Origin of the sequence: Arthrobacter sp. (assembly GCF_031179985.1) — a bacterium.
Classification (GTDB): Bacteria; Actinomycetota; Actinomycetes; order Actinomycetales; family Micrococcaceae; genus Arthrobacter.
This window is the reverse complement of record NZ_JAPSHJ010000003.1, coordinates 58,214-70,007: the sequence shown is the minus strand read 5'-3', so window position 1 is coordinate 70,007 and position 11,794 is coordinate 58,214. Positions and strand designations below refer to the sequence as shown.

General features: G+C 61.3%; 17 protein-coding genes and 1 pseudogene. 10 read left to right on the top strand and 8 right to left on the bottom strand.

All coding sequences use genetic code 11. The annotated features are described in order from the left end of the window. Nucleotides 1-17: 17 nt before the first annotated feature. The 3 genes from RIN13_RS02430 (at nucleotide 18) to RIN13_RS02420 (ending at nucleotide 1,453) form a co-directional block, all read left to right on the top strand. Entirely contained in the window at nucleotides 18-809 is a 792-nt protein-coding gene (locus RIN13_RS02430) for an AzlC family ABC transporter permease (protein WP_309105738.1), read from the top strand. Further along, nucleotides 806-1,117, top strand: coding sequence for an AzlD domain-containing protein (locus RIN13_RS02425; RefSeq protein WP_309105737.1), 312 nt, complete (start codon nucleotides 806-808; stop codon nucleotides 1,115-1,117). Before RIN13_RS02430 ends, RIN13_RS02425 begins: the two co-directional genes overlap by 4 nt. A gap of 129 nt (nucleotides 1,118-1,246) precedes the next feature. Then, nucleotides 1,247-1,453: a hypothetical protein gene (locus tag RIN13_RS02420; RefSeq protein ID WP_309105736.1), complete on the top strand. Its 207-nt coding sequence runs from the start codon at nucleotides 1,247-1,249 to the stop codon at nucleotides 1,451-1,453. A 71-nt stretch (nucleotides 1,454-1,524) separates the two neighbouring features. On the opposite strand, the gene RIN13_RS02415 is transcribed toward RIN13_RS02420, so the two are convergent. After that, complete coding sequence (locus RIN13_RS02415; RefSeq protein ID WP_309105735.1) at nucleotides 1,525-1,749, bottom strand: hypothetical protein; 225 nt, start codon at nucleotides 1,747-1,749, stop codon at nucleotides 1,525-1,527. Nucleotides 1,750-1,992: 243 nt separating this feature from the next. Here RIN13_RS02415 and RIN13_RS02410 point away from each other — a divergent pair, with 243 nt between their 5' ends. The 3 genes from RIN13_RS02410 to RIN13_RS02400 all read left to right on the top strand — a co-directional run bounded on the left by RIN13_RS02410 (nucleotide 1,993) and on the right by RIN13_RS02400 (nucleotide 3,438). After that, nucleotides 1,993-2,724 (top strand): GAF and ANTAR domain-containing protein, encoded by a 732-nt coding sequence (locus tag RIN13_RS02410; protein ID WP_309105734.1) that lies wholly within the window; start codon nucleotides 1,993-1,995, stop codon nucleotides 2,722-2,724. Nucleotides 2,725-2,821: 97 nt separating this feature from the next. Next, on the top strand, nucleotides 2,822-3,100 hold the full coding sequence (locus RIN13_RS02405; RefSeq protein ID WP_309105841.1) for an ANTAR domain-containing protein: 279 nt from the start codon (nucleotides 2,822-2,824) through the stop codon (nucleotides 3,098-3,100). Between the two features lie 14 nt (nucleotides 3,101-3,114). Then, nucleotides 3,115-3,438: a hypothetical protein gene (locus RIN13_RS02400; RefSeq protein ID WP_309105733.1), complete on the top strand. Its 324-nt coding sequence runs from the start codon at nucleotides 3,115-3,117 to the stop codon at nucleotides 3,436-3,438. A 19-nt stretch (nucleotides 3,439-3,457) separates the two neighbouring features. Here RIN13_RS02400 and RIN13_RS02395 read toward each other — a convergent pair whose 3' ends face one another. Further along, the gene (locus RIN13_RS02395) at nucleotides 3,458-4,078 is read right to left on the bottom strand and encodes a helix-turn-helix domain-containing protein (RefSeq protein ID WP_309105732.1); all 621 of its coding nucleotides are present in this window, start codon (nucleotides 4,076-4,078) and stop codon (nucleotides 3,458-3,460) included. A 69-nt stretch (nucleotides 4,079-4,147) separates the two neighbouring features. Here RIN13_RS02395 and RIN13_RS02390 point away from each other — a divergent pair, with 69 nt between their 5' ends. Together RIN13_RS02390 and RIN13_RS02385 are read left to right on the top strand one after the other, a co-directional pair. Next, complete coding sequence (locus RIN13_RS02390; RefSeq protein WP_309105731.1) at nucleotides 4,148-4,486, top strand: thiamine-binding protein; 339 nt, start codon at nucleotides 4,148-4,150, stop codon at nucleotides 4,484-4,486. Between the two features lie 59 nt (nucleotides 4,487-4,545). Beyond that, a complete protein-coding gene (locus RIN13_RS02385; protein ID WP_309105730.1) occupies nucleotides 4,546-5,223 on the top strand; it encodes an O-methyltransferase in 678 nt (225 codons plus the stop codon). Nucleotides 5,224-5,263: 40 nt separating this feature from the next. On the opposite strand, the gene RIN13_RS02380 is transcribed toward RIN13_RS02385, so the two are convergent. The 5 genes from RIN13_RS02380 to RIN13_RS02360 form a co-directional block, all read right to left on the bottom strand. Then, nucleotides 5,264-6,115, bottom strand: coding sequence for a universal stress protein (locus RIN13_RS02380; RefSeq protein WP_309105729.1), 852 nt, complete (start codon nucleotides 6,113-6,115; stop codon nucleotides 5,264-5,266). A gap of 119 nt (nucleotides 6,116-6,234) precedes the next feature. Continuing rightward, nucleotides 6,235-7,386 (bottom strand): YihY/virulence factor BrkB family protein, encoded by a 1,152-nt coding sequence (locus RIN13_RS02375; RefSeq protein ID WP_309105728.1) that lies wholly within the window; start codon nucleotides 7,384-7,386, stop codon nucleotides 6,235-6,237. Between the two features lie 125 nt (nucleotides 7,387-7,511). Next, the gene (locus tag RIN13_RS02370; RefSeq protein ID WP_309105727.1) at nucleotides 7,512-8,108 is read right to left on the bottom strand and encodes a DUF3618 domain-containing protein; all 597 of its coding nucleotides are present in this window, start codon (nucleotides 8,106-8,108) and stop codon (nucleotides 7,512-7,514) included. A gap of 18 nt (nucleotides 8,109-8,126) precedes the next feature. Next, nucleotides 8,127-8,549 carry a phage holin family protein gene (locus RIN13_RS02365; RefSeq protein WP_309105726.1) on the bottom strand — a complete coding sequence of 141 codons (423 nt, stop codon included), beginning with the start codon at nucleotides 8,547-8,549 and terminating at the stop codon, nucleotides 8,127-8,129. Then, nucleotides 8,546-9,451: a hypothetical protein gene (locus RIN13_RS02360; protein ID WP_309105725.1), complete on the bottom strand. Its 906-nt coding sequence runs from the start codon at nucleotides 9,449-9,451 to the stop codon at nucleotides 8,546-8,548. Before RIN13_RS02360 ends, RIN13_RS02365 begins: the two co-directional genes overlap by 4 nt. A 197-nt stretch (nucleotides 9,452-9,648) precedes the next feature. Between RIN13_RS02360 and RIN13_RS02355 the strand changes: the two genes are divergently transcribed. Further along, nucleotides 9,649-10,137, top strand: a complete 489-nt coding sequence (locus RIN13_RS02355; RefSeq protein ID WP_309105724.1) for a hypothetical protein — start codon at nucleotides 9,649-9,651, stop codon at nucleotides 10,135-10,137. Nucleotides 10,138-10,207: 70 nt separating this feature from the next. Here the strand turns inward: RIN13_RS02355 and RIN13_RS02350 are convergent, their stop codons facing one another. Continuing rightward, on the bottom strand, nucleotides 10,208-11,359 hold the full coding sequence (locus RIN13_RS02350; protein WP_309105723.1) for an NAD-dependent epimerase/dehydratase family protein: 1,152 nt from the start codon (nucleotides 11,357-11,359) through the stop codon (nucleotides 10,208-10,210). A 185-nt stretch (nucleotides 11,360-11,544) separates the two neighbouring features. Here RIN13_RS02350 and RIN13_RS02345 point away from each other — a divergent pair. Beyond that, nucleotides 11,545-11,794: pseudogene (locus RIN13_RS02345) on the top strand (hypothetical protein); the annotation flags it as partial.

Sequence of the window (11,794 nt, the reverse complement as noted above, 5' to 3'; positions counted from 1 at the left end):
AAACGGATATTTAGAGCATGACCCTCCTTAAGTCCCCCGCTGTGCGGGTGGGCATTTCCATCAGCATCGCCACAGGCCTTTACGGCATCTCCTTTGGCGCACTGTCGGTGTCTTCCGGCCTGGACTTTTTCCAGACCATGGCGCTGAGCCTGCTGCTGTTCAGCGGCGGCTCACAGTTCGCGTTCATCGGCGTTGTCGCAGGCGGCGGGAGCGGGATTGCCGCCATGAGTGCCGCCACCCTGTTGGGTATGCGAAACGGCATCTACGGGATGCAGCTCAACGCCTTGCTTCGGCCTAGCGGATGGCGGAAGTACGTGGCAGCGCACATCACCATTGACGAATCCACAGCGACCAGTACCGGCCAGACCGATCCTGATGAGCAGCAGCGTGGATTCTGGACAGCCGGAATTGGCATCTATATCCTCTGGAACATCTTTACTGCGGTAGGCGCCCTCGCCGGAAGCGCCCTTGGTGACCCGAAGCAATGGGGCCTCGACGGCGCAGCCGTGGCCGCCTTCCTGGGTTTGCTGTGGCCCCGCCTCAAGGGCCGGGAGCCGGTTGCCATCGCTGCTGTTTGCGCTCTTGCCACCGTGCTCACGGTCCCGCTGGTGCCGTCAGGGGTGCCGATCCTGATCGCGGCGGTGGTCGCAGCAGTGATTGGCTGGTTCAGCCATGGTCGCAGCGACGAGGGTATGGAACCAGACGTCGATCCCTATGCGGAACGCCATCATCACCATGTCCACAGTCACCCTCGCCATGAGGCCACTGCACCAGGGCAGAAGACTGCTCCTGAGGAAGGTGCGCGATGAGCCTCTGGATCTGGCTTCTGGTCTCCTGCCTCCTGGGGTTTTTATGGAAGCTAACTGGCTACTTTGTTCCGGCCAGCCTGCTTAGGAACCCGCGTATGTCGAGGATCGCCGGAACAATGACCATCGGACTTCTGGCATCGCTGACCATCGTCAACACCGTGGCAACAGGTCAATCCGTGACCCTTGACGCTCGAGTCGGAGCGCTCGGAGCGGCAGCAGTAGCGCTCTGGCTCAGGGCGCCGTTCCTCGTAGTGGTCCTGGCCGGTGCCGGTGCTGCAGCAGGGCTAAGGCTTATGGGTTGGAATTAACTCAAGCTGTCACAAGGGCCGGTGGAGCTCCGATGAAGGCTTGATGAAGGCGCGCGGGGGAGGGAGCCGCTCTTTTCTACGGCCCTAAGGCCCTATTCGGCGCAACTCGAAATATGCCAGTATTCGAGAATGACTGAAGAAAACGTCCCTGCTGACGCGCGGGACGATGACGACACGCGCTCGCAGCCACGGGTTTCTCCGCCCACGGCATCCGAGTCCAACCGTGAATTACAGGACGTGGCGCGCCGTCGTCGGGAATCTGAAGAGAAGCTGCAGCACCACTTGAAGGAAGCGCAGGATAAACCCGCCGGGGCACAGGACGGAGCTTCCGAATGACAGGACGGCCCGACGCGCCCCTGAGTTCAGGTGACCATAGTTTTGGCGATAACAGCTCAGAAAGTCCTGTTTCAGGCGGCACCATAGGCGTCAGGAAACTTCCGATCCATCCGGCGTTGCAGCTCTTCGGAAGCGAGCTCGTACCAGACTTGGGCCCCGAACTCAGGCTCAGGTGTGTCCAGGTTCCGGTAGAGGGCGTCCACCAGTTGCTCGAGTTCCCTTACTGTCGCCTCGGAGAGGACAACTCCGGGATCCCGGGAGTCATTGATGTAGTGGACCAGCTGTGGGCGGTTCATGATGTCGCCGCCGGGCGTGGCGACGAGGTTGGGGCAATGGGTCGCCGGGCTGCCAAACGTGAAATTTCCAGGCGGAAGCAGTCGGGCTGGAGATGGCGTTGCAGTTGTACGGACATTACTAGCTCCAATACCAAGGTTCTGGGGCTGACTGCGTAACCCACAAAAAGTCTATTGAAATGTGGCGCGACCCACAACAGCATGTTTCTTTTTCTGAGTTTGGATCCATTCCATAAGGGGGTTGAAGTGGATCAGATTTTTTTCCAACGCCTGCAGGATCTCGTCCTGGACAGCAACGACGTCGGCGCTTTCCTGCAGGAGATGTCCGTGCTCTCTGCGGCATCGATTACGGAAGCAGCAGGATTTCCCGTCACCTGTGCAGTGGCCCTTACCCGTAAGCGTAAGTCGGTGACAGTGGCCGGCAGCTGCCCGGAGGCACGTCAACTGGACGAGATCCAGCAGGCCTTCGGAGACGGCCCATGCCTCCAGGCTGTGCGGGAGTCCACTGTCGTGGTGGTGCGTGATACCAGGACGGACACACGGTGGGACCGCTACAACCAGCTGGTGGCTGATCGCGGCCAGCTGAGTATCCTCGGGGTTCCGTTGGCGCTCGAGCACGGGGCCACAGCCTCGTTGAGTTTCTTCTCGCCGGAAGCGGATGCCTTTACTGAAGAGATCATCCGCCAGTGCCAGACCTATGCTTGCCAAGGGGGGAAAGCGCTCAAGCTGGCCGTCAGGATAGGTGCCTCCCAGGAACTCAGGGATGATGTCCTGGCCGCCATGAAGTCCCGGACCAGCATCAATCTGGCCTCAGGAATCGTCATGGGCCAGAGCCGCTGCACACAAGCCGAGGCCATATCAATCCTGACCAGGGTCTCCAACAACAGGAACGTCAAGCTTCGGGTCGTTGCTGAGGAGATCCTGCGGAACTACGACTCCTCCCACTCGGCTGATAACAGCACGCACTTTGATCTCTGAGGTTCCGCCGCAGGGCTTACAGCCCTGCAAACCAGGTGCAGTAGTCCGGCGCTCCACCTACGGTACGGGGATATGCTGGAAGTGGGCTTTGGAAGAGATGGAAGGCGGCAGAGTTAAACTCTTTGCGGCACAAGCCTCCATCTTCATCATCAACGTCCAGGCCAGGGAAAGCGCTCAGACCCTCAGCGAGATGCTGCAGGATGCCTTGGCGGGGCGTGAAGTGATTGCGGCGGCGAGAGGCGTTCTGATGGCCAGGCATGGGATTGACGAGGCTTCCGCCATGCAGCAGCTCCTGACAGAATCGCGGCGTGACCGGAAACCTTTGCGTGATATTTCGGCGGAACTGGTTTCTTCGACCCGCATAGCCGGCAGGTGATCGGGGGGTGCGCTTTGGCCCTGGGCAAAGACGAGGATGAGCAAAGGCTTCGGTTCGAAGAGACGCTGAGGGACGCCGACCTTCGGATCGAAGAACTTTGGCTGAGGTATTTCAGCATTGGAGGGGTTGCAGGCCAGTTTGAAATTGAGGCCTACATCCATGGAGCCATAGCCTTGCCGCCGCTTCAGCGTGACATTTTGAGCCATGCACTCAACGAACGCCTGGACGAGCTTGATTCGCAGGGCGGGCGGGCGCCCTACAGCAGGGAATCCGAGGACGCAGGACGCGCGCACGACGACGGCGAACGTCAGGAGAATGATCCGGGGAACCCGCAGTAAACCGAGGCGCCTCTTAGGATCAGGCCAGCTGCAGGCCCGGCAGCGGGGACTGGGCAGGCAGGGCGCGCCGGGGACGCTCCGTCCGGATGGCGTCCTCGATCAGCGCGACGGGACGGCGCCAGGCGTCAGAGCCAGGCTCCATGGTGTCCACTACCCCGATCAGCATGGCCAGCAGCCTGAAGAGGTCCGTGAGCGAAATATCCTCGCGCAGTGTTCCTTGACCCTGGCCCCGGCCCAGCAGGACTCCAACAGACTCGATGAGCCCGCCGGTGATGCCCGTGAGAAGCTGCCTGCGTCCGGCCACAGCGCCGAGGAGATTGGCGTCCTCGCTTGCTGCGGTCATAAGGGCATCGATGACGCTGAACAAGCCAGCAGCCGCGTCCTGTCCGGAAAGGGCCTCGTCGATGACGGGATCGACATGAAGGCGGAGCTGACGGTTGAGCGCGGCCAGCACCAGCTGTTCCTTGTCCGCGAAGTTCCGGAAAAGTGTGGCGGGTCCAACCCCGGCCGTTTCAGCGATGGTCTGAAGAGGAACGTCAGGACCATGCTCACGGAAACACTGCCTCGCGGCACTGATGATCTTGTCTACATTGCGTGCAGCATCAGCACGGAGGGGCTTACGCTCTACTGCCACGTTCATTTTTCAAGGTTATGGGTTACTGATTGGTAGGCACCCTATATGACGCAGGGGGCATGAAACACTGGACGCATGTTGCTCGCATTCTCCGTCGCCCCTTCGGGCACGCCCGCCGGGGGGAACCCGGCTTCCTCTACCAACGCTGCTGACGGTTCCGTTCACGACGCCGTCGCCGCCGCAGTGAAAATCGTCCGGGAATCGGGACTTCCCCATCAGACGGACTCCATGTTCACCACCATTGAGGGTGAATGGGACGAGGTTTTCGCTGTTGTGAAGGAAGCTACCGAAGCCGTGGGGCGTTTCGGCAGTCGGGTGTCCCTGGTCATCAAAGCGGATATCAGGCCTGGCTACTCCGGTGAATTGTCCGGCAAAGTTGACCGCCTGGAAAAAGCCATCAGCGAAAGCCGATAAATCGCGCCTTCCGGGCGTGCACGCTTCCGCGCGTGCCTGAGAACTGCCAGACTGGGCGGATGATCGAGCACAAGGCCGAGTCAAACTGGACCGCAGTGGAAGATTTCCTGACTGACGTCGTCGTCCATCCTGATCCTGGGCTTCAGCGGGCGGTGGTGTCCGCGGCCGCAGCAGGCATGCCCAGCATTGAGGTGGCGCCCAACGCAGGAAAACTGTTGAAGTTGCTCGTGCAGCTGTCCGGTTCGCGAAATGTGCTGGAGATCGGCACGCTGGCCGGTTTCAGCACCATCTGGATGGCTCAGGGACTGCCCGACGACGGCCGGCTGGTGACGTGCGAATACCTCCAGCGGCATGCCGACGTTGCCCGGGCAAACGTGGACGCTGCAGGCGTGGGACACAAAGTGGAGATCCGGGTCGGTGCCGCGCTGGAGACCCTGCCCCTGCTGGAGTCTGAATCGCGGGGGCCCTTTGATTTTGTCTTCATCGATGCCGACAAGGAAAACGATCCGCACTACCTTGACTGGGCCATCCGCCTTGGCCGCCCAGGAACCACCATCGTCATGGACAACGTTGTGTGGGAAGGCGCTGTGCTGGAGCCTGAACTGGACAACGTCAACGCCCCCGGCATCCTTGATGCGCTGCACATCATGGGGGAGAACCCCCGGGTGGATGCCACTGTGATCCAGACTGTGGGCTCCAAGGGCTGGGATGGCTTCGCCCTTGCCGTGGTGAGGTAATCGGCTGGCCCGGTAATCAGCTGGGGGACCCGGTAATCCTTTAGCGCGAGATCATCACGTTGCACAGTGCCCGCGGGAGGAGGGCCGAAACGGTTCGCCCGGGCCCGCCCTCCCGACGATGGGCTCCCAGGACGAGCAGGTCAGCGTTCGCTGAGGCAGCGGCAAGCTCCCGGGAGATAGGGTGGCCTTGGCGAAGGACGCCGGCAACAGCCACATCTCCCGCCAGTTCACGGGCGGTTTCGACGGCGTGGTCCACCAGCGCTTGCCCATGGAGCGGCGAGTGCCTGCCATGGGGTTCGTGATGATGTCCGTTTTCCACGTCGACGTGGACGAGCTGAAGTGAGGTTTTCAGTGCTCGCGCCATCCTGATGGCATCGACGATCACGGCTTCGCTGTTGGGCGCAGTGCTGAGCGCTGCCACCACCGGCTCGCCCCCGCGGTGGGGGTACCGAACAACCAGAAGGGGGCACGGCGAGTGTCCGGCGAGGTCCAGGCAGACGGAACCGGCCAGCTGGCCAACAATGCCGCCTAAGCCACGATGCCCCACTACGAGCAGACGGGCGTCCTTGGTGGCGTCCCTGAGCACCTGACCCGGGAGGCCAGCCTCGAAAACGCCTTCAACCTCAAGCTCGCCCGATACCTCATGCGCCAGGTCCACACCCTCTTGCAGGGTAGCTTCAGCGGCATGGCGCAACCCGCTGCCGGATACACCCTTGACGGGTCCCAGGGATTTAGTGAATACAGGCCATACCCAAGCGTGGATAATCCTCAGCTTCAGGTTCTGGTCAGCGGCATGTTCGGCTGCCCACCTGAGGGCGAGCTGGGACTGTTCGGACCCGTCGAACCCCACCGCAAGGATGCGGTTCTCAGTCCATTCTGCGGCTCCCGGCATTGCGGCCTCCCTGGATGGCATCGGCACGAAGGTGGAACCAAGTAAACGCCAAGAGCCGGAGGATTACTAGGGCAGGGGGCCCCATGCTTGATGATCGTTAGCGAGAAGGACACTGGCGGCTAGCCGCCGCGGGCTCGGTGGTTGCCTTCCGCGCCGTTGTTATTGGCTTCCTGCTGGCCGGCGTGCTGTTCGCGCAGTTCCCGGCCCTGGCGGATGTCTTCTTCTTCCTTTTCCTGCATTTTGTCGCTCTTTTTGGTGTCACGCGGCGGCAACTGGATGGTCTCCTCTGCCTCAATGCCCGCCTGAAGCTGCCGGCCTCGCTCCATCTCGGCGTCGAACTCTGCCCCAAAGAGGAGCGACATGTTCAGGATCCAGAGCCACAGCAGCAGTACGATGACGCCGCCGAGGGCGCCATAGGTCTTGTTGTAGTTGGCGAAGTTGGCGACATAAAAGGCGAAACCGAGAGTAGCCAGGAACGACACCACCAAGGCAATGAACGAGCCCATGCTCATCCAGCGGAACTTGGGCTGCTTCACATTGGGGGTGGCGTAGTACAGGATGGCAATGGCCACAACCACCAGGAGCACGATGACCGGCCACTTCAGGATGTTCCAGGTGGTGAGGAAGGCCCCACCCAATCCAATGGCGTTTCCTACGGCCTCAGCAACAGGACCGCTGAGGACCAGCATGGCCGCGATCAATGCCACGAGAAGCACGGTTACGACGGTGACACCCAGCATTGTGCCGCGAAGTTTGACGAAACCACGGCCTTCATCGGTCTCATAGATCCGGTTCATGGCCCGGCCGAAGGCTCCTACGTAGCCGGAGGCAGACCAGAGGGCAGTCAGAATACCGATGACCAGCGTGAACCCTGCAGCCGGAGAGTTCACCAGCTCCTCAACCGGTTGCCGGATGAAGTCCACCGTGCCGCCAGGCGCAATACCCTGAACGATATCCAGCAGCCCCGCGGTGGTCCTTTCCGCCTGGCCAAATACACCGAGCAACGACACCAGTGCAAGCAGGGCCGGGAACATCGACAATACTCCGAAATATGTCAGGGCTGCGGCCAGATCCTGGCACTGATCGCTTATGAACTCCCTGAACGACTTCCGGGCAATGTATTTCCAGGACGGTTTGCTGATGTCCCGGGGGCTGTCGGGTTTGCTCGCATCGTCCGGGGCGGGAGCTGTTCGGGCCTTTGCTGTGCTGTTGTCAGCTGTCTCGGCGCCTGCGTTTGAGCTGTTCTTCGCAGAGAAGTTGTTTCTGGCCATGGGAACTATCCTCAAATCTGCCGGATTTCCTTGTGGGGCGTTTGGCTACGCGTGAGGGGAAGCATAAACGGGTAGGCCGGCCGGCCCGCTGGTGCGGGCGGCCGGCCTGGCCGAACGTGGCATGGTCAGGTGTTCTGGACGTTGTCCTTGGCGTCTGTTGCCCTGTACTTGACATCCTCCACTGCCGTCTGGCCCTCGCCTTTGACGTGTTCGGTGGCCTCTGCAGCACTAGTCTTGACATTTTCCATGGCTTCCTGGGCAGGTTCCTTCAGTCCTTGGGCCATGTCCTTGGCTGTTTCCGTCAGCTGCGTGGTGAGGGGTTCTGCGGCTGTCTTGATTTGCTGGGCCGCCTCACGTTCCTTCTCACTTGCCGGGATCAGTGAAGAGAGGAGCATTCCCGCGCCGAACGCGATCAGCCCGGCAGCGAGCGGATTACCCTGGGCTTTTGCCTTGACCTGCTGGGGTGCCTCACTGATGGCGGCACCGGCGTCACTAAGGGCGGAACCGCTGCCTTGCTGGGCTGAATGCATACGGTCAGCGGTGTTCTCGGCTGCTCCCATGACTTTCTCCTTCACTCCAAAAACGGCTTCCCTTACCTTGTCGGTCTGGCGGTGGACGATGTTGGACGGTGTGACTTTGTCTGCCACAGCATCCACATTGGTGCCTAGCCGTGCGCGGGTTGCTTCTATGTCGGCGCGGATTGCGTCCGGGTTTTCGGTCATCGTGTGTCCTTGCTCGATCTAGGTATTTGGTTTCAGGGTGGGTGGAATCTCCTGGAGAGTTTCCGCTGTCTGCGGCATGCCCTTGATCGCCTTGAGTTCCTTGCGGCCCATGGACGCGAGGATGGCTGCGATGATGGCCCAGATTACGGCGACGACGACGGCGGACCAGCCGTGCCCGATCAGGTTGCCCAGTCCCCACCAGAGAGCCACGGAGAGGAACAGCAGCACGAAGTGCCCGGCCACGCCAGCGCCGGCCAAAAGGCCTGCACCTTTCCCGGCCCGGGTTCCTGACTGCTTGATCTCAGCCTTGGCCAACTCAACTTCCTGGCGCATCAGCGTGGAAATGTCCCTGGTGACATCGCCCAGCAGATCGCCCAGCGAGGAGTTGTCCGCTTTCATATGCGCCTCAGAGGGAGGAGGCTCCGGCATCTGGCTGTTCATCGACGCCCACCATCAAACGGATCGTCGCGATACGGGTCCTCAGTCGGGCTGCTCCCCGATAAGGGGCTCTCACCAACGCGGTCGCCTGCCAGCGGGTCATCGTCCCACTGACCGCCGCTCGTGGTTCCTGTGCCCTCCATAGGGTTAGGCGGATACGTTTGGCCTCCAGTCCCTGTTGCAACTCCGGCAGTGCTCGTTGTGGGTGCCGGGTACTGGACCGGTGGTGGCGGAACTGCCATCCCTCCGGGCATTGGCTCAGCCATTCCGGTACTGCGACCGGTGCTGGTGCCCATTCCGGAATCAGGTGAACCGGAGGTCAAGCCCTTGGTCAAGCGGCCAGCCAGGACGCCTGCTCCGGCTGCAAGCAGGAGGAAGGTTCCCGGCCGCTGGCGGGCAAAGGACTTTACTTCGTCCAGCAGCGAACCTGGATCCCGTGCTTCAAGCCACGAAGCAACTGAGGAGGAGCGCTCTGCTGCCTGTCGGACAAGATCCGATGCGACACCCTGTTCATCAGGGGCCGAGGCCATGGAGTGCAGTTGGCTGGAAATGGCTCGCAGGCCTTCAGCGACTTTCTGCTGCTGGGTTCCTGCCTGGTCTGTCAGGTCGGACTTTGCTTGGTACAGCAGGTCTTTGGCGTTCGTCTTGACCTCTGTTGCAACATTTGCTGCCTCAGTCTTTGCAGTTTCCGCCACGTTCCGGGCGGAGTCGCCGGCCTGCCTGCCGACTTCCCCGGCCTCAGTCTTCATGGCGTCCTTTTTGGATGACTCGGTCTCCGCGCCGGACTGCATCCCTGCGGAAGTGGTTGTTCCTGCAGGGTAGGCGGGGTCATACGGGTCGGTCGATCGCGCATCGGCCGGAGCGGTGCCGTAGCTTCCGTCCTGCGGCCATTGGTTCTCTGTCATCTTCGCTCTCTTTCTCAAAAGGTCGGCTGCTGATCAAGAACCAGCATTACTGGCACTAAATAGTAAGCATGATTACTATCGAATAGTAAGTACCCTTTCTAAGATCTTTCAAGTGGACGGGTTGGGGTACTGCGGAACAGTAAGGACGGCAATGAAAATGGCCGGATCTTGCGTGAATTGAAAGGGTTGAATATCCCATGGATGCAATGGTCTGGGTGTGGATCGTGATAGGAATCGTCGTTGTGGCGGCGCTCGTTCTGGGACTGATGGCCGCGCGGAAGCGCAAGGAGGAGCTGCATCACAGGCATGTCGCCGAACAGCGTGAACAGGCGGGCGAGATGCGCCGCACGGCGGAAAACATCGAACTCGACGCCCGTGAGCGTGACGCCAATGCCATCAAGGCCCGCGCAGATGCCGAACAGGCTCAGGTTGATGCCGAGAGGATGCGTCAGGAAGCTGAGAAGCGGCAGAACGAGGCTGAGTCGCTCCGTAATGAGTCAGTTGAACGGCGGCAGCACGCTGATTCACTTGATCCGGACGTTGACACAAAGAACCGTCAGGATCAGGCCCGCGGCCGTGATCAGAGCCATGTTGAACATGGTGTTCCTGACCGGGGCCCTTCCGACCGCGATTCCGCTGGCCGTGATGCCGAAGACCGCGGCCGGCAGGACGACGGGCGCCCATAGAGTCCCAACAGGGCCCGCAGTAATGCCTGGTGGCTTGGCCGCCAGGCATTACTTGCGCTTAGGTCTGCTGCTACTGTCCGCCGGGCGTGCGGAGCACCTGGCGACGCAAAGCCTCGCTTCGCAACGCGCCACTGCGTACGGCCACCCTGCGCATCGCCTGCCTCCGAAGCCCGGCCGGTCCAAGCAGCGGCCGCGGGTGCATGGCGGGCGATGCTGCTACCCCCTGCCCCGAGCCCAGCCCTGCCAGTACTTCCCTGATGGCATCCAGCGAGGATACCTGGGGTGTCCAGCCGAGAACTTCCCTGGCCCGGGTGGTGTCCATGATGGGAGCCCCTTCGGCCATGTCCACCCAGCCGGCATCAGTTCGTTGTAAATGAAGCCTCCAGCTGAGATCCGCTGCGGCATGGACCATGCGTACCGGGATGGGCAGCCAGCGCTTTGCGTGGAACAGTGCAGCCAACCCCTCGGGGGTCACCACGGGTTCGGCGGCAATATTGAAGGCGCCCTCCGCTCTGCGGTCAAGAACCCGCCAGTAGGCGTCAGCAACGTCGTCGGCGTGGGCGGCCTGGAAAACAAACTGCGGGGGAACGGGAAGGATGGGCGTCCTGGGTTTGCCCAGCAGGAGTTTCGGGATCAGCGGGCCGAGGAAGTACCTTCCGATCTCGGATCCGGCATCACGCTGGAAAGTCAGGCCCGGCCTTAGTCGGGCCACGACAACAGCCGGGTTCTCGGCCATGAAGCTGTCCAGCAGGGCCTCCTGCTCGGCCTTGTGCCGGCTGTAGTGCGAACCGGGGATGCCGCCAGCCGGCCAGCTCTCGTCGACCCGGGATTCCTTGCTGGCTGCACGGCTGTATGCGCCGATGGAGGAAGCGCATACGATGTGCTTTACGCCGGCATCCCTGGCTGCGCTGAGCATGTTGGCGGTGCCTGTCACGTTGGTGCGGTAGAGCCGATCCAGATCGTGGTTTGGTTGAATCTGCCAGGCGAGATGCACCACTGCATCGGCACCTTTGAGGGCCGCACTGAGCCGGTGTCTATCCTCTTCTGCCCCAACATCCAGCGCGTGCCACAAGATGCCATTGAACGGTGACTTGGAGGAGTCGGGAACCCGCCTGCTCACTCCAACCAGTTCCAGGTCAGGCTTGTCCGAACGCTCCCTTTGGAGCCTGCGAAGCACGGCCGTTCCAACATTGCCGCTGGCTCCTACGATAACGACGCGCATCTCGAATGCTCCTTCCGTTCAACTGGTGGCCATGGCTCCAGAAGTGCCAATGGCACCGTTCCCAGGTTCAGGCAAGTTCTTCGAATAACGCTACCGGGCATTGTTTAATAAGCAACCTTATGGTTCGCTACTGATAAGTCTTGCCACGGGCTTTTCGAACGCTCCAGCACGAAGGAACGAACGACATGCGGGAAACCCAGCCTTCCCTGCCGTTGCTCCCGGCAACCGGACGAAGCACACGGCCGGCACAAAACCGGCCTGTACATACCCGGCCTGCGCACATCCAGCAAGGGCACAACCAGCCGGCACACAACCAGCCGCGACAGAACCAGCAAGGCCAGATTCAACTCACGTTCCAGAATCATCTGGTTCTCACCTACCTGGATCTGGCGGAGTCCCTCGCCGCAAGGTTCGTCTCCAGGGGTCGCGAACGGG

Bases quoted from the DNA above. Each gene is read 5' to 3' on its own strand.
- RIN13_RS02430 (WP_309105738.1), top strand. From the start codon at position 18: ATGACCCTCCTTAAGTCCCCCGCTGTGCGGGTGGGCATTTCCATCAGC.
- RIN13_RS02425 (WP_309105737.1), top strand. From the start codon at position 806: ATGAGCCTCTGGATCTGGCTTCTGGTCTCCTGCCTCCTGGGGTTTTTA.
- RIN13_RS02420 (WP_309105736.1), top strand. From the start codon at position 1,247: ATGACTGAAGAAAACGTCCCTGCTGACGCGCGGGACGATGACGACACG.
- RIN13_RS02415 (WP_309105735.1), bottom strand. From the start codon at position 1,749: ATGAACCGCCCACAGCTGGTCCACTACATCAATGACTCCCGGGATCCC.
- RIN13_RS02405 (WP_309105841.1), top strand. From the start codon at position 2,822: ATGGAAGGCGGCAGAGTTAAACTCTTTGCGGCACAAGCCTCCATCTTC.
- RIN13_RS02395 (WP_309105732.1), bottom strand. From the start codon at position 4,078: ATGAACGTGGCAGTAGAGCGTAAGCCCCTCCGTGCTGATGCTGCACGC.
- RIN13_RS02390 (WP_309105731.1), top strand. From the start codon at position 4,148: ATGTTGCTCGCATTCTCCGTCGCCCCTTCGGGCACGCCCGCCGGGGGG.
- RIN13_RS02385 (WP_309105730.1), top strand. From the start codon at position 4,546: ATGATCGAGCACAAGGCCGAGTCAAACTGGACCGCAGTGGAAGATTTC.
- RIN13_RS02380 (WP_309105729.1), bottom strand. From the start codon at position 6,115: ATGCCGGGAGCCGCAGAATGGACTGAGAACCGCATCCTTGCGGTGGGG.
- RIN13_RS02375 (WP_309105728.1), bottom strand. From the start codon at position 7,386: ATGGCCAGAAACAACTTCTCTGCGAAGAACAGCTCAAACGCAGGCGCC.
- RIN13_RS02370 (WP_309105727.1), bottom strand. From the start codon at position 8,108: ATGACCGAAAACCCGGACGCAATCCGCGCCGACATAGAAGCAACCCGC.
- RIN13_RS02365 (WP_309105726.1), bottom strand. From the start codon at position 8,549: ATGAACAGCCAGATGCCGGAGCCTCCTCCCTCTGAGGCGCATATGAAA.
- RIN13_RS02360 (WP_309105725.1), bottom strand. From the start codon at position 9,451: ATGACAGAGAACCAATGGCCGCAGGACGGAAGCTACGGCACCGCTCCG.
- RIN13_RS02355 (WP_309105724.1), top strand. From the start codon at position 9,649: ATGGATGCAATGGTCTGGGTGTGGATCGTGATAGGAATCGTCGTTGTG.
- RIN13_RS02350 (WP_309105723.1), bottom strand. From the start codon at position 11,359: ATGCGCGTCGTTATCGTAGGAGCCAGCGGCAATGTTGGAACGGCCGTG.